This is a genomic window from Pedobacter sp. GQ55 (assembly GCF_059758925.1).
In genome coordinates this window covers 195,005-218,506 of the sequence record NZ_JCAXEI010000006.1, presented here as the reverse complement: position 1 = coordinate 218,506, position 23,502 = coordinate 195,005, and the positions used below count along the sequence as shown (strand labels likewise).

Here is a 23,502-nt window from a genome sequence, read left to right as displayed (position 1 = left end):
AATGCAATCGAAAGTTTAGAAACCGTAGCGGATACCGATCTGACCTTGGTAAGGATTGCCAGATGGATTGGCAATGCCAGAGTTGTTTACGTTATAAACAAACTGATTGGTTGTGTTATTGAACGAATTGACTGAATATAGCGCCTGGTTACCCATCGATTCGTTGACGCCCCATTTCTTATTCAAAAGATTGGCTACGTTGAAAAGATCTCCAGAAATTTCAATGCTGTGGGTTTTATAAACCTTAAATTTCTTGCTAATCCTAAGGTCAAAAATACCATAGAACCCGTTGATGCCACCATTTCGCTCAGCGATCTGACCACTGTACTTATTGATGTAGTCTTTAAGGCTCTGACTTGTGTTGGGATTATCCATGATGGCCTTTAAACCGGTTTGAATGTTGGCTGGTACAGCAGCATTGTTTCTGTCGAAAATATAAGCAAGATCATTTGTTCCGGAAACAAAGTCGCCGTTTGTATTACCACCCGACAATAGAGAATAGCGTGTGCCGCCGATGCCAGAATAACGAATACCCACACTTACCCCGTAGAAGGTAGGTAGTGTGCCATAGAATACAATCTTATGCCTGAAATGGTTGTCTGAATAACTCATCTTACTCAGGTCTCTTGGATCATCTTTTACTGGCAGGGCAAGTGTAGCGGTATTCGCTACGTTTCCATTATAAGAGGTATTGTCTTTGGTGTCATTCAATGTATAGCTGAAGGAGATTGTTCCGTCTTTAAAGTATTGATAAGTAGCATCCAGTACTGCTGCAAACTGGTTTACACGTCCTTTGCTGTTCATCTCCAACACCCGGCCGATCTTCTGACTAATACGTCCTTGTTGCCAATCTGGTGCTGCATTGGCAATGCTTGCTGCCGGAACATATACACCGCGGCCGCCTTCATTTTCCAATCTAAAGAATGGATTTACTGCCATGTTGCGATCTACGTACACGTAATTGTTGCGTCCTAACGTGGCAAAACCTGTTATAGTGACTTTAAATTTCTCAGTAATGAAGTGTGAATAAGAAGCATTTGCTTTGTAAACCACAGGCACGCGGGCATCGCTTGCGTTAGTGTTGATCGTCAGGAGTTTGTTAACGTTAGGGAGGTCAAACAATTCCAGTCCGGGTGCATTTTGAGGATTATTGCGGTAATCTATGAAATTTGGCATAGGTACATTAGGTGCTCTTACGTCAACTGAGGCAATGCGCGTTCCGTCAAATACCCTGTTGTTGATGGTCATGTAATTATTGATGTCTGATCCGAAGATACCAGCACCAAGCCTGATAAAATCCCTGTGCTCCTCATTCACATCCCATGTGAACTGCAGCCTTGGCTGGATCTGAAAAGTTGACAGCGAGTTGTCTGTGCGCAAACCAAGCTCATCCAGAACCAACTGATTCAGAGGCGCGGCAGGGTAGAAACTGTAGTCGGCACGAATACCTGCAGTCATCTCCAGACCGGTGGCAAGCTTAGTTTGCATTTGTCCATAAAGAGCGGTATTGAAGATCCCTTGAGTTACACTTGGGTCTGCCACTAAAGGCACTTCTCTTGTGTATCTGTATGGTTTAAGGTCATTGAAATTCTGCAAGGCAGTTCTGTCGTTTGCCGGATTGGCCGGATCTGCGGTATTTCTAAACCAAAACCTGCCGTTCAGCTCACTTCCGTAAATAGAATGCGCACGGGTATACATTAGGTCTGCACCAAAAGTATATTTAATTTTGTCTGTGTTGTAATAAACGTTATTTACAATCTGGAATACATTATTGGTAAAACCTTCCTGTGCAAAACGGTGACCACCTATCTGAATGTTTGTTGCTGCTTTGGCACCATTGATACTTGACGTTACGTTTTCTACAACGGCTCTTGGAATGTTTGCGGCAGGCAACTGATCACCGGGACTGCTTAATTGGTAGGTGTACAAATGCTGTACCTTTAGCTCATTGGTTAGTTTTGAATTGATGGATGAACGTAAAGTAGCCAGTAAGCTGTTATCTACATTCTTGTCATTTCCATAAGACTCGTACAAATTGATCGGGGTATTGTCTTCCAGACCCTGATTGTTGCGGTCATTAGTGTAATTGTCTCTGATTGTCAATAGGTTTTTCTCGTTGATTTGCCAATCGATTCTTGCAAAACCTGCATCAGAACCGCGTAACTTATCAAATTCTCCCGTTTGGCGCCCCTTCACCCCGTATTTATCCTGGGCTATGTCCACAAATTCTTTTAGCGTGGCAGGGGTAATCCTCAGTCGAGTGATATCGGCGTCTGTTTCCAGGTTGGCAATCATCAAAGGCCTTGCATCACGCTGATGGTCCCATGCAGCAAAGAAATGTAGTTTATCTTTAATGATCGGACCGCCTAATGAAAATCCGTATTGATAGGTGGAGAAGTCAGATTGGCGTTTGTTGCCATTGATTGCATAAGGACTTGCCAGCCAGTCTGCCCGGCCGTAAGTAAATGCCCCTCCGCTGAAAGTATTCGTACCCGATTTAGTTACTGCGCTAATGGTACCGCCGCCACTTCTACCAAAGGTTACATCATACTGGTTGGTTACCACCTGAAATTCGCGGACTGCTTCCATAGATAAAGAATAAGGTGCGCCACTTCGGCTGGTGGTAGAACCCGCTGAAGTTGGATTCTTAGCGGTCATACCATCGATGGTGTAATTAGTTGAAGAGCCCAGCTGGCCAGAGATTGTGCCGTTGCGGCTTAAAGGAGACAAGTCCATAAGATTGGTGAAATTCCGGCCGTTTACAGGAAGTTTTTCAATGTCTCTGGCTGTAATGGTGGTTGCAGCACCCAGGTTTTCAGTTTTGTTTTTAAGTCCTGATCCCACAATCTCTACTACTGCAAGGTTTTCTACCGCATCCTGCATGGTGATATTGATTTTCAGGGCGTCTCCCTGGTTTAACGAGTAGCCAGTTATTTTTTGATCACCAAAACCAACGTAAGTTGCAGTAATGGTGTAGGGTTTCCCAAGAGGAAGTTCTTTGAAGGTATATACCCCGTTGTTGTTCGTTGTGGTGGTGGTATTAAAACCTGTAGATTCATTACGGACCCTGACAGATACGCCCGGAACAGGTTTTTTTTGAGCATCAGTAACAGTGCCTGATATTGAAGTCTGTGTTGTTTGCGCCAAGAGTTTATTTTGGGCGAAGCAACAGAATAGAAGCAGGAGAGCTGTACATCGTAAATTTTTCATCATCTGAGTTAGTAGGTTGATTTTTGCTGACGAAATTAAGCGTGTAATATTAGCTCAGAAATAGGTTTATATTAAGAAATTCTGCAATGATTTTGATATTGGTGCTGCTATGAAATAAAAACAGGGAGTATCATCAAATCATGATACTCCCTGTTTCTTGTGAATTCGTCCCGGACAACAGTGAAATACATTCGGGATGACAGGCGCGTTCTACTACAACCTATTTCTTCCCTGCATTGTATTTATCACTAAACTTTTTATCCAGTTGCTTGTGGAGGTTATCCATATTAATGTCTCTGCCTTGAATAAACGCTTGCTCAACTTTATTGCTTTTCATATCAAGGGCGTCACCAGCGGAGATAAAAAACGTTGCATCTTTACCAATTTCCAAACTTCCGGCCGTTTTATCTATTCCCAGTACTTTTGCCGTATTTAATGTAATGGTCTGCAAAGCTTTTTCTTTATCCAAACCCCAGGCAGCAATAGTACCTGCCATAAAAGGAAGATTCCTTAGCTGCCAGTAACTGTGCATTCCCATCACTACGTCGAGCCCTGCATTGGCCAGTATCCCTGCATTCTTATAGGGCATATTTACATCACTATCATCAGAACCGGGTAAGGTATGGGGCTCATTTACTATAATTGCAATGTTGTTTTCCTTTAAGAAACGGGTAATTAAATAAGCTTCATCCCCACCTACAATAACGGGCGTAATGTCATATTTTTTGGCAAACTTAACTGCTGCAATGATGTCTTTCTCGCCGGTTGCGGTAACGAACAACCGCTGACTGCCGTCAAACAAATGTTTCATCGCTGCAAATCTTGTATTTGTTACTGCAGGTTTATCCGTTTCGGCATAGGCTTTTGCCTCAGCAAAAAACTGGTCAAGGACATTTATAAGGTTTTGTGTACGTTCTTTAAGTACGTCGGCAGAAACAACAGGTCTGTTACCAGTGTTCCTGAATTTCGGCGTTACAGGCCAGTTCAAATGCATGGCATCATCCTTTTTGATCACAGCATCTTCCCAGTTCCATGCATCGAGCTGTACTACTGATGAGCTGCCAGATATTGTGCCACCCTGTGGAGTTATCTGGGCCATTAATACACCGTTACTTCTTAGGGTTGCGGGCACTTTAGAATCTGTATTGTAAGCCACCAAAGCTCTGATGTGTGGATTAAAATCGCCAATCTCATTATAATCAAGCGTAGCTTTAACAGCGCTGATTTCGATTAAACCAAGATTGGTTGTGGGGGCAATAAAACCGGGATAAATGTGTTTTTCGTTTGCATTGATTACTGTCGAGCCAGTCATGTCTATACGGGCAACTGTTGCATCCCCAACGCCTATAATTTTTCCTTTATCAAAAATGAGATAGCTGTTTTCAATCACCTTTCCATTACCTACATGAAGTTTGGCACCCATCACAATGGTTTTTTTATCCTGTAGTTTTGCCGGCGAAATGTTCGCTTGCGCAAAGGAGCTAAATCCAAAGGCCGATATCAGTAGCGTTAAAATGTATTTATTCATAGTCATGAGTCCTTTCCGTTTCATTAAGTTCAAGAGCATAATCTTCCATTGTTTCGCAATCGTACAGGTGCTTTTGCTCTGCCTTAGGGCGTTGCGTTTTACTTCCTTTGTCTTTGCTGTCCTTCATTTTTTGAATTAACCGCGCCCGTTCCGATTGTTGTTCCTTTCTGATCTGGCTATCGCGATCTATATCCCAGTAAGCAATACCATCTACAAAAGTCTTCTCTGCCTTCGCATAAATAGATAACGGATTATCAGACCAAACGACCACATCGGCATCTTTACCTGCCTTAAGGCTACCCACCTTATTGTCTATGTGCAGCATTTTTGCAGGGTTTAGCGTTACAAATTTAAACGCATCCTCTTCAGGTACATCGCCATATAAAACAGCTTTACCTGCTTCTTGATTTAATCTGCGGGCCATTTCGGCATCATCAGAGTTAAATGCAGTTGTTATGCCTACATTATGCATGATTTTTCCATTATAGGGAATCGCTTCGGCAACTTCCATTTTATAAGCCCACCAATCAGAAAATGTAGAAGCGCTGATGCCGCGGGCTTTCATTTTATCGGCTACTTTATATCCCTCAAGAATGTGAGTAAAAGTATTAATCTTAAAACCTAAGCTATCTGCAACATGCATGAGCATATTGATTTCAGACTGTACATAAGAGTGACAGGTAATGAAACGCTTATTATCCAGAATCTCTACTATGGCATCCAATTCCAAGTCCTTGCGAACAGTGTTGCCCTTTTTGGCCAGGGCTGATTTATATTCCTTTGCACGTGTAAATTCATCTACAAAGGTCTGTTCAACGCCCATTCTGGTAACCGGGAATCGTGCCCCTGTGCCAAAGTTGCTCTGTTTTACATTTTCTCCAAGTGCAAATTTTATAAAGCCATCAGCTCCTGCGAACTTTAACTCTTCGGGTAACTTGCCCCATCTTAATTTAATCAATTGTGATTGACCACCGATAGGGTTTGCAGAGCCATGAAGAATCTGCGAAGTAGTCACTCCTCCCGCTAACTGACGATAAATATTTACATCTTCTGAATTAATAATATCTGCCACACGTACTTCCGAAGATACAGATTGTGCACCTTCATTGATGCCTCCGGTACCTGCAATATGGGAGTGTTCATCTATAATCCCCGGTGTTACATGTTTACCCGTTGCGTCAATTATTTTTGCATTTCCCGCATTTAGGTTTTTGCCTACAGCCTTGATTTTACCATTTTCTAAAAGCACATCGGCATTTTGTAAAATGCCTTCTTTTTCATTGGTCCATACCGTAGCATTTTTCAATAAAACGCTTTCCTGTTTTAATGGTGTTGTATTACCAAAGGCAGTAAATGGAAAAATTAAAGAACCTACTGCGTCTTTTTTCTTTGGTTCATCGGTTTTGGCAATCGCTTTGTTTGTCGTGTCTTTTAAAGCGTCATCTTTTTTAAATAGAATAAAACGTTTGCCTTGCACCCAATTTTCTTCAATTATATTTTCTTTTTTGAAGAGGCTGTCTGATGTAATGATAAAGTTTGCCAGTTTTCCTTTTTCAAGCGTACCTACTTTATCCGCTATTCCAATCATTCCGGCGGGGATCTCAGTAAGTGATAAGAGCGCTTGTTTTTGCGTTAGCCCATTCTCAAGGGCGGTACGTACGTTTGCCCATAAATCTTTTGGTGTTTCCAGACCCTGGGTAGTAAGTGAAAATTTAATTCCTGCTTTTTCCAACGCTGCGGGATTGGTAGGAGCCATTTCCCACGCTTTCATTTGCGCCAGCGTTATATTCCTGTTTTCAACAGTATCCTCAACATCATAGGCTTTAATGAAATTAATAGGGATAATAAGGCTTGCCCCGGTTGCTTTAACAGCCTCTATTCTTTGGTATTCATCACCATTAGATTTTATGATGTACTGTTTGCCAAATTCCTGTGCAATTTTGCTGGCCCTTAGTATATTTTGCCATCCCTCTACTTCAAAAATCTGAGGAATGTTTTGTTGCTTGTTAAACTCTTCTAAGGAGATATTGTATTCTTCATTTTGTTTGCCATACCATTGTGCATCGTAATAAGTTTGACGTAGCAAGGCTATTGCACCCATTAAAGAAGTTGGATAATCATTTTGCGAAGATCCTTTGCTGAAAGAGTAGTTTGCTGCCGATTGTGGATTAAGTATGGTGCTGTTCTCTTTTTCATCACTTAGCGTTACTACAAGAGACGTTCCGCGGGCAATACCATCGCGGTTAATTGCATTTACCGCTCCAAAACCTGCTTTACGCAAATCATCAGCTTTCTTGCCATCTGCGGCAAAAAATGTATTTGCTTTTGTTTCCGGTTTTATTGCCTCATTCCAGCCATAAGCACCCTTTTTGGTAGAGGTAAATATAGATTGGCGCATGCCTCCAGAGGTACGTGTGGCTTCGGGTAATCCGTATGAGGTAAAGGCATCTATAAGGGAAGGGTATATGAATTTGCCCTTTAAATCGATCACCACATAACCTTTAGGGATTGAAGTGGCAGTTCCTACAGATTGAATGGTTTGCCCTTTAATTAGTAATGTACCATTAGGGATAATTTGATTTGCACTAACTACAATATTAGCATTGGTGAAAGCGTAAGTGCCTTGTCTGATGTCGTATGAGCCGTTAACCGGATAAGTTTGCTGGGCAAACAGGAGCGTAACAGAGAAAACCAGAGCCAGGCTAAGCAGAATTTTCTTCATAAAATTTAGTTAAGTCCCTAAATCTATTATAAAAAAGCCGGAATTAAAACCTTAACGCTTATGGATATGGCTAAAAATTAAAGATTCTGGTAAGCTTTTGTATATTTGTTACAAAAGCTTACCAGAATGCTCATTATTTTGTGACGATTTCTAGGTTGCCACCGTTCTTAAACAGGTCATGGGATACAAAGTAGCCTTTGTTCTCTACTCCATTAACTTTTATAGCGGTAATTCCTCGTCCTTTTCCTGGTTTTTTGATGGTTAATGTTTTGTTAGTGTTTGTTTTCCAAACCACTTCATCAAAAAGAGGGGCTGTTACAAGATATTCAGGGTCTGTTGCAGAAAATGTGTACAAACCTAATGAGCTTAACACATACCATGCTGACATTTCTCCGGCATCATCCATTCCAGAAAGGGCCAACCCTTCAGGGCCGATTCCATACAGCTCATTTAATATTTTGTCGATGATTTTCTGTGACTTTTCCGGCTTGCCTATAAAGTGATAAGCAAAAGGAGCTTCATGATCTGGCTGATTGCCATGGCAGTACTGACCTATCATTGTTTCTACATTTCGGGCGATGTACTTAGGGTTCCATGGTACCGTAAACAATGAATCAAGTTTTGATTCAAAACCCGCTGGCCCACCATACAATTCAATTAATCCTGGCATGTCATGCGGAGCAAAGAAAGATACCTGCCAGGCATTAGCCTCCCTGTACATATACTCATAGTATGGATACTGAGGGTTAAAATTCTTAATCCAATCGCCGTTTGGCAATCTACCCCTCATGAAACGTGTAGAGGGATCAAACATGTTTTTAAAGTTTTTTGATCTGGCCATTAAGACCCTGTAATTGGTGGTATCCCCAAGCTTCTTCGCCATTTGTGCAAGGGAATAATCATCGTATGAATATTCCAGGGTTTTTGATACGCCTGCATTGGCTTTAGTTTCTACATGCGGATTAGCGATGTCAGGATCCGAGATGTAGCCTTTTTGAATGTACTCATCCAAATGAGGTCGTGCACCTGGCGATACATTTGCGTTTCTCAAAAGCAGCTTATAAGTACCTTGTACATCGAAATTGTCAATGCCTCTCAGGTATGCTCCAACAATGGATGAAGCGCCATGATCTCCATGGAAAAACGTAGGGATAAATCCAGTTTTATCGCCAACATCCTTCATTGATTTGATCACATCTAGTGCAACCTTAGGAGAAATGAGTCCCAAAAGCACATCTTTATTGCGATATGTATCCCATAAGGATGGTTCTGTGTAATAGTTGAAACCTGCTTTTCCTACCTTCTTTTTTGCATCTGTATATTCTCCATTTACATCGCTCCGTAATGCAGGCCATAGCAAAGCTCTGTACAAAGAAGAATAAAGCATTTGTTTTTGCTTTTCAGTACCGCCTTTTACCTGTATAGCCGATAATATCGTTTCCCATGTTTGGTTTCCTTCGTTGCGGATTTGATTAAACGATTTAGTTCCAATTTCTTTTTCAAGGTTTTCTTTAGCATTCTCAGTACTTACAAAAGACAAACCGATTTTAAGTTCAACAGGTTCTTTGCCACCATCTGCCAAGTGAACCATGGCAAAACCTTTTCTTGAACCTTCTTCCTGCTTTTCCAGCTTTTCAATATTATTGTTCAGTTTGGCATAAAAATAAATTACCTCGCCAACGTTTTGAAACCCTTGCAGGTCGGTATTTCCTACCTGTTCAATTTTCCAGTTTCCTACTCTGTTGTTTGCTTTACCAAGGTCAAACAGGATTTTGCGACCGGTTTTGTTTTTATATTCATATTTATGATAGCCGGATCTTAATGTAGAGGTAAGACTCACGTTAACATCATAATCCTCCAGGTATACCTGATAAAATCCTGGTGCTGAACTTTCTTTTTTATGAGAAAAGCGGGAGCCAAATTTACCATCCTGATCTGGAGTTGTTGATTTTCCGGAAACAGGAAGAATAGGGATATTGCAAAGATTCCAGTGGCCTTTATTGGTATGGGTAAAGCCATAAATCATATTGTCTTCATATTCATATCCTGCGCCCGATCCGTACTCTGTAATGGGGCTAAGTTGTACCATGGCATTAGGCATCGAGCTGCCAGGAAAGGTTAGTCCTGCCCACGATCTCCATCCTTTAGGTAAGTTATAGCCAAGGATCGCTGAATCGGTAAGTGGTGCGGTGCCAATAAATGTATTTACATACTTGGTAAAACTTTTTGTCTTCTGGGCCTTACTTACATTAGACGATGCAAGCAGAACGACCAGTAATAAGCTTAGGTTTTTAATTCTGAGTTTCATTTTAGTTTAAACATTTGTGTTGTTTACCAAATATATAAATTTCGAAAAGATTACCCCCGGATTTGTCCTTGTACATGCCGCTGCGAATTTTATATTTGTATATGGATCAGGAAATATTTGGTAAAGTAGACCATTACATCAGTCAGATGTTGGCACCAGAAGACGAAGTTCTTCAGGAAACTATAAAATCTTTAGACACTGCAGAAATGCCTCAAATTAGCGTTACAGCAAATCAGGGCAAGTTTTTGCAGGTTATCACGCTCATGTGTAAAGCAAAAAGAGTGCTTGAGCTGGGAACGCTTGGCGGCTACAGTACGATCTGGCTGGCAAGATCAGTTCCTGAAGATGGTAAGATTGTTACAATCGAATTTGATCCCCGTCATGCAAATGTTGCAAAGCAGAACATCAAAAAATCCGGACTTTTGGATAAAGTAGACATAAGAGTAGGTAAGGCAATGGACCTAATGCTGGAAATAAAAGAAGCTAAAGAAGAACCTTTTGATCTTATATTTATTGATGCAGATAAACCACCTTATGCTGAGTATTTTGAAATGGCTCTCGGCCTTTCTCATCCCGGTACGGTAATCATTTGCGATAATGTAATCAGGGAAGGTAAAGTGCTCGATGAGAATAGTACAGATGATAGGGTTATAGGTGTGCAGCGTTTCAATAAAATGTTGGCTTCCAATAAAAATGTTACTGCCACTATACTTCAAACAGTTGGTGTTAAAGAATATGACGGAATGGCTATTGCCGTAGTAAAATAAATAATTCACGATGATTCAGAACAAAAAAATCACTACACTTTTTACCGATATAGGTGGGGTATTACTCACTAACGGCTGGGACAGGAAGGCCAGAGCCGAAGCAGCACAACTATTTAATCTGGATCTTATAGAGGTAGAAGAAAGACATCACCTCACTTTTGATACTTACGAGGTTGGAAAAATTACGCTTGATGAGTATTTGGATAGGCTTGTGTTTTATGAAGACCGGGATTATTCCAGGGAAGACTTCAAGGAATTTATGGTCAGCAAATCTCTTCCATATCATGATATGATTAAACTGATATGCGATCTAAAGAAGAAGTATAACTTAAAGGTGGCAGTGATCAGCAATGAAGGGAGAGAGCTTAATCAGTATCGGATCAGTACTTTCAAACTAAATGAATTTGTTGATTTTTTCATCTCTTCAAGTTTTGTCCATTTCAGGAAGCCGGATGCAGATATCTTTAAGGTTGCTATAGACATTTCTCAAAGTGATGTTGAAACAAGTGTTTATATAGATGACAGGATGCTTTTTGTACAAATTGCAGAGGGTCTGGGGCTAACCGGAATCTGCCATACAGACTACCAAGACACCAAGATAAAACTGGAACAACTCGGCTTAAGTGTCGATTGAATGCATATCTAAAAAATATTTACAGCCGTTGGTCGAAATTTTTGGGGAGTTTGTCGTGAGTTACACGATGCTGGTATAATACGCCGATTTTGGCTGAAACGAAAGGGGAGTAATGACGTCTTATTAATAAAAACAATAAGAAAAATCCTAAAACATAAAGTCATGAAAACTCTAACAAAAGCATTATTCGGAACAGCATTAGCAGCAATCTTTTTAACCTCTTCGGCAATGACAACTTTAGCTGCCAATAACATTGAAATTACTTCGGTAAAATCAACTTCAAAGGGAATTAACAGAATTTGGGTTGCAGGAAATGTGAAGATTGTATTGACCCAAAGTGATAAGGAAGGAGTTTTTGTTGATGAAAACTTCAATGCAAATCATACATCCGTTTTAAGAAATGGACAAACTTTGTATGTGAACTCTACAGAAAGTAATCAGGTTACTATAAATGTTTCTGTAAAGGATCTGCAAAGAATACAAGCTGCAGGTGGCTCAGTAGTTGTTACCAAAGGCAGCTTTGACGTAAAATATCTTCAGTTGTTTTTAAGCCAAAGTGCAACAGCTAAAATTAACTCTAGGGTGGGTAGTTTATATACAGTGATCAGCGAGGATGCAGTGTTAAAGATGAGTGGTAGTTCAGATGAGCATACCTTGATCGCAAGCAATATGGAGAATGTTAAATTTGATAATTTTGCCAGTTTGAAAACAGAGAATTTAAGTGAAGGGGTGATGATGAGTGCTGATAAAACAGCGGCAATAAAGTAAAATAAAACACTTAATCCATGAGAAAGCCCGGTATTGCCGGGCTTTTTTTATGACCGTACTTCAGCTCGCTTTATAGCATTGGACTTTCGTCGGCCTTATTTATTTCACTCTTAGTAGGAGCAGTATCTTGTGCATCAGTTGGCTCCGAACCTTTCAGATTAGGAGGCACCAATAAATGTTAAAATAGTTTGAATTATAAATATCAAACTTACGGGTATAGCTATATACCAATATGCCCTTAACAAGGCTTCGAGAGCGTTAAAGTAATCCATTGTTGTAAACAATAGGATTTTTCTGAAACTTAGACAACACAAAAAAGGCAATAAAAAGCACCAATTTTGGCTTGGAAATCCAGGCACTAAACTTTATGAAAATTCACAATTGAGATTTATTAATTAATACATTTGCGTTCAGTAACAACCTTTAACCGAATAAAAAACTATAATCATGAGTAATTCTGATAACTCTTCTGAACTTAACGACGTAGTATCTCACAATGTGTATTTTGAAGGCAAAGTACAAAGCCTTGGCCTGGAAACGCTAAAAGGCAAAGCTACAGTTGGCGTAATGAAAAAGGGTACGTATACATTTTCTGCATCATCACCAGAAGAAATGGTAGTAGTGTCTGGTATTATGCATGTAAAACTTCCGGATGAAAGCTACAAGGAGTATAAAAGCCAGGAAAATTTCCATGTAGCGGCGGGTACTTCTTTTGACATTATATGTAACGACGACGTAGCATATATCTGCTATTACAGCTAATCCGATTCAATCTTTTATCTAAAATCACATTGTTCTTGCGTATTTATGCAAATTTGCATTTATTTGCACAATAAATATGCGTTATGGACATCATTGAAAAAACGATAAGGGCAAGGCGAGCCACCAAAGCAGTATTCTTAGTATGCGGACTCGGTGTGTCGAGTTGGGCACCAATGGTTCCTTATGCTAAAGAAAGGCTTCAGTTAAACGATGCAAGTTTAGGCTTGCTTCTTTTGCTTTTAGGTACCGGCGCAATCAGCATGATGCCCGTAAGTGGTATTTTGTCAAATCGCTATGGGAGCCGCATAGTTATGCTTTGCTCTGCTTTGGTTATGGCGCTAACGCTTCCATTGCTTTTAATTATGGATAATGTGATCTGGATGGGAGTGGTACTGTTCATATTCGGTTCAGCGGTTGGTACAGTTGATGTGGCAATGAACTCTCACGGCGTACATGTGCAAAACAGATTTGGTAAACCAATCATGTCGTCCCTTCACGGACTTTTTAGTGTTGGCGGGCTTTTGGGCTCCCTGGGTTTGGGTTTCCTGATGAAACTTGGCCTGGAACCAATAACTGCCGCCGTAAGTATTGCTGTTTTGCTGATCATTATTGTTTCATGGAAATACAGCTCATTATTTGACCAGCAGACCGAAAGAGATGCCATTAAAGATTTCTCTTCACATGATCAGAATAGCAATTCCAGCTCGTTCTCCTGGCTAACCGGAGGGGTTCTTTTTCTAGGAGCAATGTGTTTTGCTGTTTTTCTGGCCGAAGGATCGATGTTAGACTGGAGTGCAGTCTTTTTAACAGAAAACAGAAAAATAGACGAAGAACTGGCTGGTGTTGGTTATGCAGCGTTTTCAATTGCAATGGCCACTATGCGATTACTTGGAGATAAACTGGTTTCTCATCTTGATGGGCCAAAAGTTGTTATTGGTGGAAGCCTTATTGGTGCCGCAGGTATCTTTTTAGTAATACTTACGCCTTGGTTGGTTACTGCATTGCTAGGTTTCATCTTATTGGGCTTAGGCGCAGCCAATATTGTTCCTGTGTTCATTAGCGAAGGTGGACGGTTAAAAAATGTTTCTGCTTCGGTATCCATTCCCGCAATTACCACCATCGGCTATGCGGGACAACTGGCAGGACCAGCCATGCTTGGATTCATTGCTCATCACTATTCATTGCCTATAGCCTTAGGCTTTAGCGGTTTTTTGCTTATTCTGGTGGCTGTTTTCTATAATATGAAACCTAAACATTAGCGTTATGTTAAGAGAAGAGCGGTTTGATCATATCATTAGTCTTTTAAAGCGTGACGGCAAAGTAGCTTACGATTTACTATCAACCGAACTAAATGTTTCTGAAGATACCATCAGAAGAGACATTGAAACACTTCATAGTAATGGGTTATTAGCCAAGGTAAGAGGTGGCGCTATTTTACCTTCAAGAAATCCATTAAGTTTCCAGAATCGCACGACGTATCTTACCGAAGGAAAAGATATAATAGCCCTAAAGGCCCAGCAATTTATCAAAAAGGGGCAAACCGTGTTTATGGATGGGGGAACTACTATCTGTGCAATTGCCGCGCATTTGCCGCTGGATTCCGGTTTTAGAGTGGTTACTAATAATCAGGCGCTTATTCCAATACTGTCAAAGTTTAAAGAAATTGAAATAATTGTACTTGGTGGCGTTTATAACCGTAATACGCAAACCAATACCGGCGTTAAAACTTGCCAGGAGGTTAAACACTATGTAGCAGACGTATATCTTATGGGAACATGTGCTGTGCAAAGCAAATTTGGAATTACTGCTGCAATAAATGAAGATGGTGAAGTAAAACAGGCAATGCTAAATGCCTCCATAAAAAAGATTGCATTGAGTAACACAGAGAAATTGGATAGTGTGCATAGTTTCAAAGTATGCGATATGCAGGAAATAGATGTGCTCATTACGGATATCCCAAGTGACGATAGCAGATTGGATGCTTACCGTAATCTGGGAATAAAGCTTGTTTAATCAAGAAGCAGGGCGAATGAACCCTAAACACCCACCCTGGTTCCTGCGCGTATCTCCCTCACTTTCCTAAAAGGTCCTCCCCGGACATATATAGTTATGCAAAAGCAAGGCCAGCCGAGAAAAAGCCCTTTAAAGTGCTGTTAGCCAGCTATCCCCAAAAGGGTAGTGTATAATATGCATCAAAATGTAGAAAGAATATCCTGAATCGCGCCGGTGTGTATATCCTGCAAATGAATTTTGGTTAGAAATGCAATCGTTGGTCTTTGCTTGGTAGTTTAAAATAGGTATATTCAGCTAACCAAATACTAAGAGTTAATTTAAATATAACCTTTAAATAAAATTGAGGCTATTTAAGTTTTGTTACTTAGCGCACAAACAGACAAGCTCGAATGAAAGACCTTAAAAGCTTTGAATATATCTATATCCAGCATTGGGAAAAGTTATATGCCTTCTGTTTTAAGATGACGGGTGATGAATATGTTTCACAAAACATAGTACAGGATATCTTTGCCGACCTTTGGGGCAGAAGAGATAAAGTCCATATTTTATCCATAGAGCATTATTTATTTAGGGCCGCCAAAAATCAGGTATTAAAAGAGTACAGAAAAAAGCGCTTTGATACCGTAGTTATTGAGGAAAAATTTGAGAACTACCTGGTTGAGAACACTTCTTCGCTGGAACCTGAACTGCTGGATAAACTTTATTCCTTATTAGAACATCTTCCTGAGAAACGAAAAGAAATTCTGATTATGAATAAATTAGAGGAAATGGATATAGCGCAAATTGCAGCTAAATTAAATCTCTCTAAACAAACGGTAAAAAACCAGGTTTCCTCCGCATTAAAGCAGTTAAGACTCCATGCCGGAGAAACATCTTTGTTCATCTATGCAATTGGAATTTACCTTGCCACTCATCTTAATGGTATCTTAATGATAATTTAACAAATCCGGATAGTACTTTTTTGCCATCGCTGGTACTTATAGTTGATTTATAAGTATTATGACAAAAAAGAAGATACACTATCTCAGGCATCTGACAGAGAAAAGCGAGAGAAATGAAATTTCTGAAGCAGAGAAAAATCTGTTAGAAGATTTTCTAAAAAAAGAATTTGATAATGCTGAATGGGATAGCACTAAAATGGGTTCTAAGGAAACTGTTTCTGCAGAGATCTTTAAAAAGATAGAAACCCATAGTACCGTAAAAAAATCTTTCGCACACTATTATAAGTATGCCGTCGCCGCATGCATTGTCTTGATGGTGGGCATTGGAATGTTTTTAACCTCTAAGGTTGATATTAAAGATATTACGGTAGCAACCAAATCTGCTACCGATTCTGTAAAGCTTAATGATGGAACATTGGTTTACCTTGCTGCAAACTCGGTTTTTAAATACCCTGAACAATTTAATAGCAAAACCAGATCTGTTACCCTGCTAAAAGGTAATGCTTTTTTTAAAGTAACAAAAGATCCAAAGCATCCTTTCATCATTACCTCTGCCAATATAAAAACAAGCGTATTGGGGACCTCATTCCATATCAGCCTTGATGAAGGCAGATCAAGCGTTACCGTAATCACAGGGCATGTGCGCGTGTCGTCAGATAAGCAGATTACTTATCTGGAACCTAATGAAAGAGCAGTTTTTACTACATCAGGACTTAAAAAACAAAGAGTAAGCGATACGTCGCTTTACAGCTGGTATAAGAAGGATATAGATTTAAACAATGTCACCCTACATAAAGTATTTGCACTCCTCAATTTCAAGCATGGGGTAAACTTTAAACCTGAAGACAAAGAAATACTAAATACAAGGATAACGCTGTATATCAAAGGCGGCTTGTCCCTTCAAAATATCCTGGATCAAATAAATTATGTTACACACCTAAAATTCAAACCATATGGAGATACAGTAACCGTAAGTCATTAAAAAAACCGCAGTTGCTGAGAACAACTACGGCTAACTATTAAGTATCAAATAAATTAATAACTTAAATATGCATTATAAATATACTTTTTTTAACCTGAAAAAGATATGTTTTCTGGCTGCGGGTTTCCTGCTTATGCAACCTGCACAGTCAAAAACATTGGTTAACAGTTACTTCAATGAGAATGCTAAGGCATCCAACGAGACCTTGGTAAACATCTTTTTACAATTGAGCAAGCAAACCAGCTATAAGTTTAGCTATAGTGAGGCGGTAATTGCCGATAAGAAGACATACCCGGTAACCTATTCCAAACCACTTAAAGAACTGCTTAAAGACCTGTCAGAGAAAGCCGATTTTAGCTATAGCATTGTTGAAAATCTGGTACTGATCAGTAAGAATAAAAAAGATAAAATACCTGCTAAAGTGTCTTCCGTTCAACAAATCATAAAGGGTAAGGTGTTGGATGAAAACGACCTGCCACTTATAGGTGCGACAGTTAGAGAAACAGATTCTAAAAATGCTGTTAGTACAGGCACTAAAGGGGAATTTGAAATCAGATCTACCAAAGGAAAAACCCTGGAAGTATCTTTTATTGGATATAAAAGTAAACTGATTGTGATTGATGCCGATGTGCTTACCATTAAACTGGAACCTGATGCATCCAGTTTGGGTGAAGTTTTAGTTGTAGGTTATGGAAAACAAACGAAAAAGGATGTAACCGGTTCAGTTACCCAATTGGATGAAAAGAGCTTCAGACAGGGAGTTGTCGTATCTGCCGATAACTTATTGCAGGGTAAAGTTGCCGGTGTAAGGGTAGTGAACAGCAGTGGTGAGCCGGGTGGTGGTGTTGATGTGACCATCCGCGGTGTAGGCTCTATCAGAAGTGGCAGCACACCGCTTTTTGTAGTAGACGGAGTACCACTAACTAACGACGATGTAAGTCCGACCGGGCAAAATGTGGGATTCGGATCATCAAAAGCAAAGAACCCGCTTAACTTTTTAAATACAAGTGACATCGAATCTATCTCTGTTTTAAAAGATGCTTCTGCGGCAGCAATTTATGGAGCCCGCGGCTCCAACGGTGTTGTTATTGTAACCACTAAAAAAGGGAAAAAGGGAGAAGCTACTTTTACCGCCGATTCTTACCTTGGACTATCTACTGTAGCGCATAAGCTTGATTTGCTTTCGGCAGATGAATATCGTAATGCAATTACCGAGAAGGCTTTTGATCACGGTGGCAACACCGATTGGCAGGATGTGATTTACCGTCGTGCCCAAACCAGAAACAGCTCATTATCGTTTTCAAAACAAACAAATTCCGGAAACTACTATGTATCTGCTGCGCAGATGGATCAGGAGGGTATTGTTAAAAACAGTGATTTCAGACGTACATCCGGTAGGATCAACGCTTCCGAATCTTTTCTTGACAACCAGCGCTTAAAAATCGGGGTAAACCTTACCGCAAGTGAAACAAAAGATGATGGCGTTCCAACCAGTGATGATGGAGGTTCTAACGGACAGCTGATCATCCAAACCCTAATGTCTAATCCAACACGTCCGGTATTTGATGAAAATGGTAAATACACCAATTTCAACATGAATGCGCATTACAACCCGGCTTATTTGCTTAGCGTTTATCGCGACAGGACACGTACGTTAAGGGTTCTTGGAAATATGGACCTTTCTTTCAGAATAGTAAAAGGCCTTGAATACAAATTTAACCTGGGTTTAGATCGTTCTGTAGCAGAAAGGAATACCACTATATTCCCTAACCTTACAGACATTAACCCAACAGGGAAATACGTACAGTACAACTTAAACTCCAAAAGCACGCTTATGGAGCACTACCTGAACTATAACCTGTTAGAAGGCAAACACAAACTGGAAGTACTTGGCGGATTCTCGTATCAAAAGTTTGAGCGGGGCGGAAATAGCTTTAGTATTGATGGAATAGCTGCTGAAAGCTCAGGTGTTTTACCTGAAAATAACCCAGGCTTTGCAGGTAAACAAACAGGAGTATTCGGATTTGCACAGGAAAATGAATTGCAGTCTTTTTTCTCAAGGGTTAACTACTCGTATGCCAATAAATACCTGTTAACAGCATCTATACGTGCCGATGGTTCTACCCGTTTTGGAAAAAACAACAAATACGGTTACTTTCCTTCCTTTGCACTTGGCTGGAACATGTCGCAGGAAGATTTCCTGAAAGATGTTTCTTTCCTTGATAACCTGAAATTAAGAGCCAGCTGGGGCCAAACCGGTAACCAGGAGGTTGAAAACAAAATCACCAAAGCCAGTTACGCCTTATCTACTGGCGATGGTTACTACTTGTATGATGATTTAGCACTGGTAAATGGTATCTCTGTAACCAGAACACCAAATCCTGATTTAAAGTGGGAAGTGGTCACTCAATACAACGTGGGATTGGATTTTGAACTATGGAAAGGCAAATTATACGGAACATTAGATTACTTCAAAAAAACCACAACCGATGCGATTCTTAATATCCCCTCACAGGTTTTAAGTCCAACCAACACGGTATGGGTAAATATTGATGGTAAAATTGTAAACAAAGGGTTTGAGTTTATGTTGGGTTCTAAGCTGATCGACAATGGTAATTTCAGCTGGTCAATTGATGCCAACGGTGCTACACTCCAAAATAAAATTGAAAACCTACCGGTTTCCGAAATCCTTTCAGGCACCATATCAGGTCCCGGACAATCAGGAGTAGCGGCCAATATTTATAAAAGTGGTTATGCTGCGGGCTCATTTTATTTATTGGAACATATCGGATATGATGATAAAGGAGCTAACATCTTTAAGGATGTTAATAACGATGGGGTAATCAATAACAATGACCGTGTGATTATTCAAGGTGCAATTCCCAAATTTACTTATGGTTTTAACAGCCAGATGAATTACAAAAGCTTCGACTTCTCCTTTTCAATTATAGGACAGTCGGGTGGTTATTTAGTAAATAATACAGGATTGAATGCATTAAACATCAATAACCTGGCTTCAGACAGAAATGTTTCTTCCCGTTATTTTAAATCGGGCGCCAATCCTGCAAATCCGCCTCAGCTTTCTACACTCTACTTAGAGAAATCAGATTTCTTAAGACTTAATTCAGCACGTTTGGGCTATAATTTTAAGTTCAACAAGCTGACCTGGCTTAACGGGTTAGGTATTTATGTTACCGGACAAAATTTATTTACAATCACTAAATACAGTGGTTACGACCCATTAATTAACAGTCCAAAAGCGAGTGGTGGAAACCAATCATTGGGCATAGATTATTCTAGTTATCCAACTGCAAAAACGTTTCTTTTTGGCGCAACTATAAAATTATAAAAATGAGAACAAACAAACTATTTAGAGCAAGAAATATCATATTTCTACTTGGAGCCTTGTTTCTTACCAACTGTACGAAATTAAACGAGGTTGTGCTTGATGAAGTATTGGGTGAAGATGCTTCCAATCCTGCGGGTGCTTTAGCAGCAGCTTACGACAGGTTGGGCGACGGAACCTTTGTAGATCATGGGGCGGTATTTTCATTACAGGAATATACAACAGATGAGGCCCTGCTACCTACACGTGGAAGCGACTGGGGCGATGGGGGTAAATGGCGTTCTATGCATGAGTTTACCTGGGCAGCAGATAACCCTATTGTAACAGATAACTGGAATATGCTTACCAATGGCATCACCAGGTCATTAACCGCTATAAAAGCAAACAGCACGGGCGCTGGCGCGCAAAAAGATCTTTTTCTTGCCGAAGCTAAAGGCTTATTGGCCTACTATACCTATACCACCCTTGATCTGTTTGGGCAGGCACCTTACCGTGATCCGGCTAATGAAAATGCCCCGCTGGAAATTAGACAGGCGGCATCGGCAATAGACGGACTTATTACAGAGGTAGAGGGTTTAATTCCAAGTCTTGCCACGCTCGGAGAACAATCTACCCATAACGGAAGGTTTACCAAAGAAGCGGCCTACGGATTATTGGCCAACATGTACCTTAACCGTGCAGTGTATAAAGATCGCTATGCAGCTTCCTTTAATTTTAATGAGAAGTCGGTAAACAGCAATGATACCGATATGGATAAGGTGATCTATTATACCTCATTATTGATCAACCCGGGTAAATTCCGTTTGGAAACTAACTATTTCGACAACTTTGCTATCAAAAATTCAGGCGGTTCTGAACTTATCTTTGTGGTGGTACAAAAAATAGATTACATCAGAAACGGTTCTAATTCCTTTGCTTATGTTGGGGTAGAGCGTAATCAAAAACCATCTTCTGCAAACAGGGGAACTAATGCAGCATGTATCAGTCCAGAGTTTTATGCTACCTGGAATGGTAACCATGACGATCCAAGGTTTACCAGAAAGTATCAGTATAGTGATGGGACCTGGTTTATGAACGATGCCGCGGGCAGTGTTCCTGCATCGGATATTGTTCCTAAAAGCAATAACCTGCCATGGTTTCATTTCAATCGCGGGATCATGGTTGGACCTCAGTATGGTCCAAAACTTAATGCTTCAGGCGGTTTTGAGATGACTGACAACGGAAGGATCAAAGTTTCTGAGCTTTATATGGAAAAAAGTACCGGTACACGCATGGATTTTACTCCGGAGCTTAATTTCACTAATCCTACACAAGCTGTATTTGCTCAAAACCAGATCAACAGGGGCGCGCGGGTATTTAAGTTTGAGTTTGACCCTGAAGAAGGAAATGGTAGCAGCAATGTTGACATTCCGTTATTCCGTTTGGGAGTTATTTATACCATGAGGGCAGAAGCTTACTTCCGTAAAGGACAAACTGCGTTGGCATTAAACGACATCAACATTTTACGCACTTCAAGAAAAAGAGAATCACTTTACGGAAATGCACCGGGTGTAGCGATAACATCGCTTGACGAGGCTACCCTTTATAAAGAGATTGGTTTTGAAACGTATTGGGAAATGTTCAGAAGACCACAAATGATCCGTTTTGGAAAATATGAGCTTCCTTTTAGTGCTAAGCCAACGTCTCAGCCTACAAGAAGGATATTTCCAATACCTCAATCAACTTTAGATGTAACCAAGGCATTCCATCAGAATCAGGGATACTGAGGTTATTCAGTATTACTATAATTTATTAGGGTTGTCAGGGAGTGAAGTTGTCTCTGATAACCCTTTTTGTACAGCATGGTTAAAGCTGGTTCGTCGCTTGTTTTAAGCTTGTCCGGGAAAAAGCACCTTTTTACGAATGAACTATAGGGACGGAACGCTAAAAAGCTGAACGATTGTGTTTACGGGATAAAAGGACCGCCGGGCTCTCCCCATCCCCATTTGGGCATGGGTTCCTCCGGATTTAGCGCCACTTCCATTTCCGAAGAATTCAAAACAGCAATCCTGGTTCCCCATTCAATGTAAGCTACAAATGCCGAACGAAACTCAGGATCATCAGGTAAAGTAAGCTCGTCTGCGGTTTCTATAAGAAGCTGTACCCAACGTTTTCTATGGGTTTCAGTTAAATGTTTGCCAAGGTGTTTTTGAATCATTTTAAAGTGTGAACCTTCCTGGGAACTGTACATTTTAGGCCCACCAAAAACCTCGGCAATAAAATGGGCTACATGTAGCTGATGATCGGCAGACATATGTTTAAAAATAGGCTCAAGAGTGTCGTCCAGCAGAACTTTTTTATAAAAAGAACTCATAAGTTTCTCAAAAACAGGCATGCCGTCGGCCCATTGATAAAGTGTTGGAATAGTCTTTTCCATTTGTTTCTATTTTTGATATCAATATAAAGATAGACGAATCTAATTATATTCGAATGGCAGTTGATCGCCAATTCTTTTGCCACCCCAAAAGCCCTGTATGAAAAAGCTTCTGTAATCCACATAGCTACCTTTGCTGTCTATGATGGCATTATCCAAAAACAAGCGCATAATAGAACCATCCTTATCCATCATTTTTGTGATTGTACCCTTTTGATCCTGTTCATCCGCTTTTAAAGTATTCTCTTTATCAAAAACAACATATAGCCGGGTTTTGAATTTTAACTGAATAAAATTGCTGTCAACAGTATTGATATATTGCTCCATGTTTACCGGATTTGGAGCTAATTGTAGTGGCTGACTGTTGTTCTTTACTTCAAGAGTAATAAAGCCCTCTTGCCTCAAATTGTTTTTATAGAGCGATCGTAAGTAATGCATAAGGGAGCCCTGGTACGCTTTTTTCCTGTTTTCAATCCAGGTGCTTTTTTCTTCTTCAGTGCCTGCTAAATTTTCGAATACAGATTCTCCATCGTAACTTGTAACCCCCGTTCCCTTGTTGTACCGAAAGTTCCTGAGCAGGTATTTTATGCGGTAGCCCAGGCTTTTGTTTTCAATGATCAGGAAATCATCTGATGTTGCCTCCAGTATGGTCTTGATGGTCGAAAAATCAAGAATTTCGAGGTTTAGTATCTTGCATTTCTTTGCATTAACAGACTCACCCAGGAAATTCTTCAGAAATATTTTTATGTTTTCTTTACGCTGGGAATCATTACCAATTACTACTTCACGCAGAACGGTTGCTTTTTCTTTAATATGAATATTTAATGAGGCAGACTGGTCTTGAATAATTACATTTTGTTTTGTGGAAGCATAACCAATCATGCTCACAATGACCTGATAGGTGCCGGGTTTTATATTGGTGAATTTAAATTCGCCCTTTGCATTTGTTGCTGTACCTTTTTCAGAGCCATCAATAAACGCCGTAGCACCTTGTATAATTTCCTCTTTTGCGTTAAATACAGTGCCGCTTATCGTAAAAGATTCCTGGGCTTTTAATGAACCTGTACTAAGTAAAATAATAAAGATTAAGTGTATAATTTGTTTCATG

The 23,502-nt window shown here is 40.1% G+C and carries 16 protein-coding genes; 10 read left to right on the top strand and 6 right to left on the bottom strand.

Features of this window, described 5'->3' with window-relative positions; genetic code table 11:
• Nucleotides 1-15: 15 nt before the first annotated feature.
• The 4 genes from AC6CH7_RS17230 to AC6CH7_RS17215 all read right to left on the bottom strand — a co-directional run bounded on the left by AC6CH7_RS17230 (nucleotide 16) and on the right by AC6CH7_RS17215 (nucleotide 9,768).
• A complete protein-coding gene (locus tag AC6CH7_RS17230) occupies nucleotides 16-3,147 on the bottom strand; it encodes a TonB-dependent receptor (protein ID WP_498263929.1) in 3,132 nt (1,043 codons plus the stop codon).
• A 283-nt stretch (nucleotides 3,148-3,430) separates the two neighbouring features.
• Nucleotides 3,431-4,738 (bottom strand): amidohydrolase family protein, encoded by a 1,308-nt coding sequence (locus AC6CH7_RS17225; protein ID WP_498263928.1) that lies wholly within the window; start codon nucleotides 4,736-4,738, stop codon nucleotides 3,431-3,433.
• Nucleotides 4,731-7,460: an amidohydrolase family protein gene (locus tag AC6CH7_RS17220; protein ID WP_498263927.1), complete on the bottom strand. Its 2,730-nt coding sequence runs from the start codon at nucleotides 7,458-7,460 to the stop codon at nucleotides 4,731-4,733. Before AC6CH7_RS17220 ends, AC6CH7_RS17225 begins: the two co-directional genes overlap by 8 nt.
• 133 nt (nucleotides 7,461-7,593) lie before the next feature.
• Nucleotides 7,594-9,768, bottom strand: a complete 2,175-nt coding sequence (locus AC6CH7_RS17215; protein ID WP_498263926.1) for a GH92 family glycosyl hydrolase — start codon at nucleotides 9,766-9,768, stop codon at nucleotides 7,594-7,596.
• Between the two features lie 101 nt (nucleotides 9,769-9,869).
• Here AC6CH7_RS17215 and AC6CH7_RS17210 point away from each other — a divergent pair, with 101 nt between their 5' ends.
• From AC6CH7_RS17210 to AC6CH7_RS17165, 10 genes are all read left to right on the top strand, one after another.
• Entirely contained in the window at nucleotides 9,870-10,535 is a 666-nt protein-coding gene (locus AC6CH7_RS17210; protein WP_498263925.1) for an O-methyltransferase, read from the top strand.
• Nucleotides 10,536-10,545: 10 nt separating this feature from the next.
• Nucleotides 10,546-11,169 (top strand): HAD family hydrolase, encoded by a 624-nt coding sequence (locus AC6CH7_RS17205; protein WP_498263924.1) that lies wholly within the window; start codon nucleotides 10,546-10,548, stop codon nucleotides 11,167-11,169.
• A 162-nt stretch (nucleotides 11,170-11,331) separates the two neighbouring features.
• Nucleotides 11,332-11,937, top strand: coding sequence for a GIN domain-containing protein (locus AC6CH7_RS17200; RefSeq protein WP_498263923.1), 606 nt, complete (start codon nucleotides 11,332-11,334; stop codon nucleotides 11,935-11,937).
• A gap of 447 nt (nucleotides 11,938-12,384) precedes the next feature.
• Nucleotides 12,385-12,699, top strand: coding sequence for a pyrimidine/purine nucleoside phosphorylase (ppnP, locus tag AC6CH7_RS17195; RefSeq protein ID WP_498263922.1), 315 nt, complete (start codon nucleotides 12,385-12,387; stop codon nucleotides 12,697-12,699).
• 83 nt (nucleotides 12,700-12,782) lie between these two features.
• The gene (locus AC6CH7_RS17190) at nucleotides 12,783-13,958 is read left to right on the top strand and encodes an MFS transporter (protein ID WP_498263921.1); all 1,176 of its coding nucleotides are present in this window, start codon (nucleotides 12,783-12,785) and stop codon (nucleotides 13,956-13,958) included.
• Nucleotides 13,959-13,962: 4 nt separating this feature from the next.
• Nucleotides 13,963-14,712 (top strand): DeoR/GlpR family DNA-binding transcription regulator, encoded by a 750-nt coding sequence (locus AC6CH7_RS17185; RefSeq protein WP_498263920.1) that lies wholly within the window; start codon nucleotides 13,963-13,965, stop codon nucleotides 14,710-14,712.
• Nucleotides 14,713-15,101: 389 nt separating this feature from the next.
• On the top strand, nucleotides 15,102-15,653 hold the full coding sequence (locus tag AC6CH7_RS17180; RefSeq protein WP_498263919.1) for an RNA polymerase sigma factor: 552 nt from the start codon (nucleotides 15,102-15,104) through the stop codon (nucleotides 15,651-15,653).
• A 58-nt stretch (nucleotides 15,654-15,711) separates the two neighbouring features.
• Complete coding sequence (locus AC6CH7_RS17175; RefSeq protein WP_498263918.1) at nucleotides 15,712-16,635, top strand: FecR family protein; 924 nt, start codon at nucleotides 15,712-15,714, stop codon at nucleotides 16,633-16,635.
• Between the two features lie 67 nt (nucleotides 16,636-16,702).
• Nucleotides 16,703-19,984, top strand: coding sequence for a SusC/RagA family TonB-linked outer membrane protein (locus tag AC6CH7_RS17170; protein ID WP_498263917.1), 3,282 nt, complete (start codon nucleotides 16,703-16,705; stop codon nucleotides 19,982-19,984).
• Nucleotides 19,985-19,986: 2 nt separating this feature from the next.
• The gene (locus tag AC6CH7_RS17165) at nucleotides 19,987-21,747 is read left to right on the top strand and encodes a RagB/SusD family nutrient uptake outer membrane protein (RefSeq protein WP_498263916.1); all 1,761 of its coding nucleotides are present in this window, start codon (nucleotides 19,987-19,989) and stop codon (nucleotides 21,745-21,747) included.
• Between the two features lie 179 nt (nucleotides 21,748-21,926).
• On the opposite strand, the gene AC6CH7_RS17160 is transcribed toward AC6CH7_RS17165, so the two are convergent.
• Both AC6CH7_RS17160 and AC6CH7_RS17155 read right to left on the bottom strand, forming a co-directional pair.
• A complete protein-coding gene (locus tag AC6CH7_RS17160) occupies nucleotides 21,927-22,397 on the bottom strand; it encodes a group II truncated hemoglobin (protein ID WP_498263915.1) in 471 nt (156 codons plus the stop codon).
• Nucleotides 22,398-22,436: 39 nt separating this feature from the next.
• Complete coding sequence (locus AC6CH7_RS17155; protein ID WP_498263914.1) at nucleotides 22,437-23,501, bottom strand: carboxypeptidase-like regulatory domain-containing protein; 1,065 nt, start codon at nucleotides 23,499-23,501, stop codon at nucleotides 22,437-22,439.
• Nucleotide 23,502 lies beyond the last annotated feature (1 nt).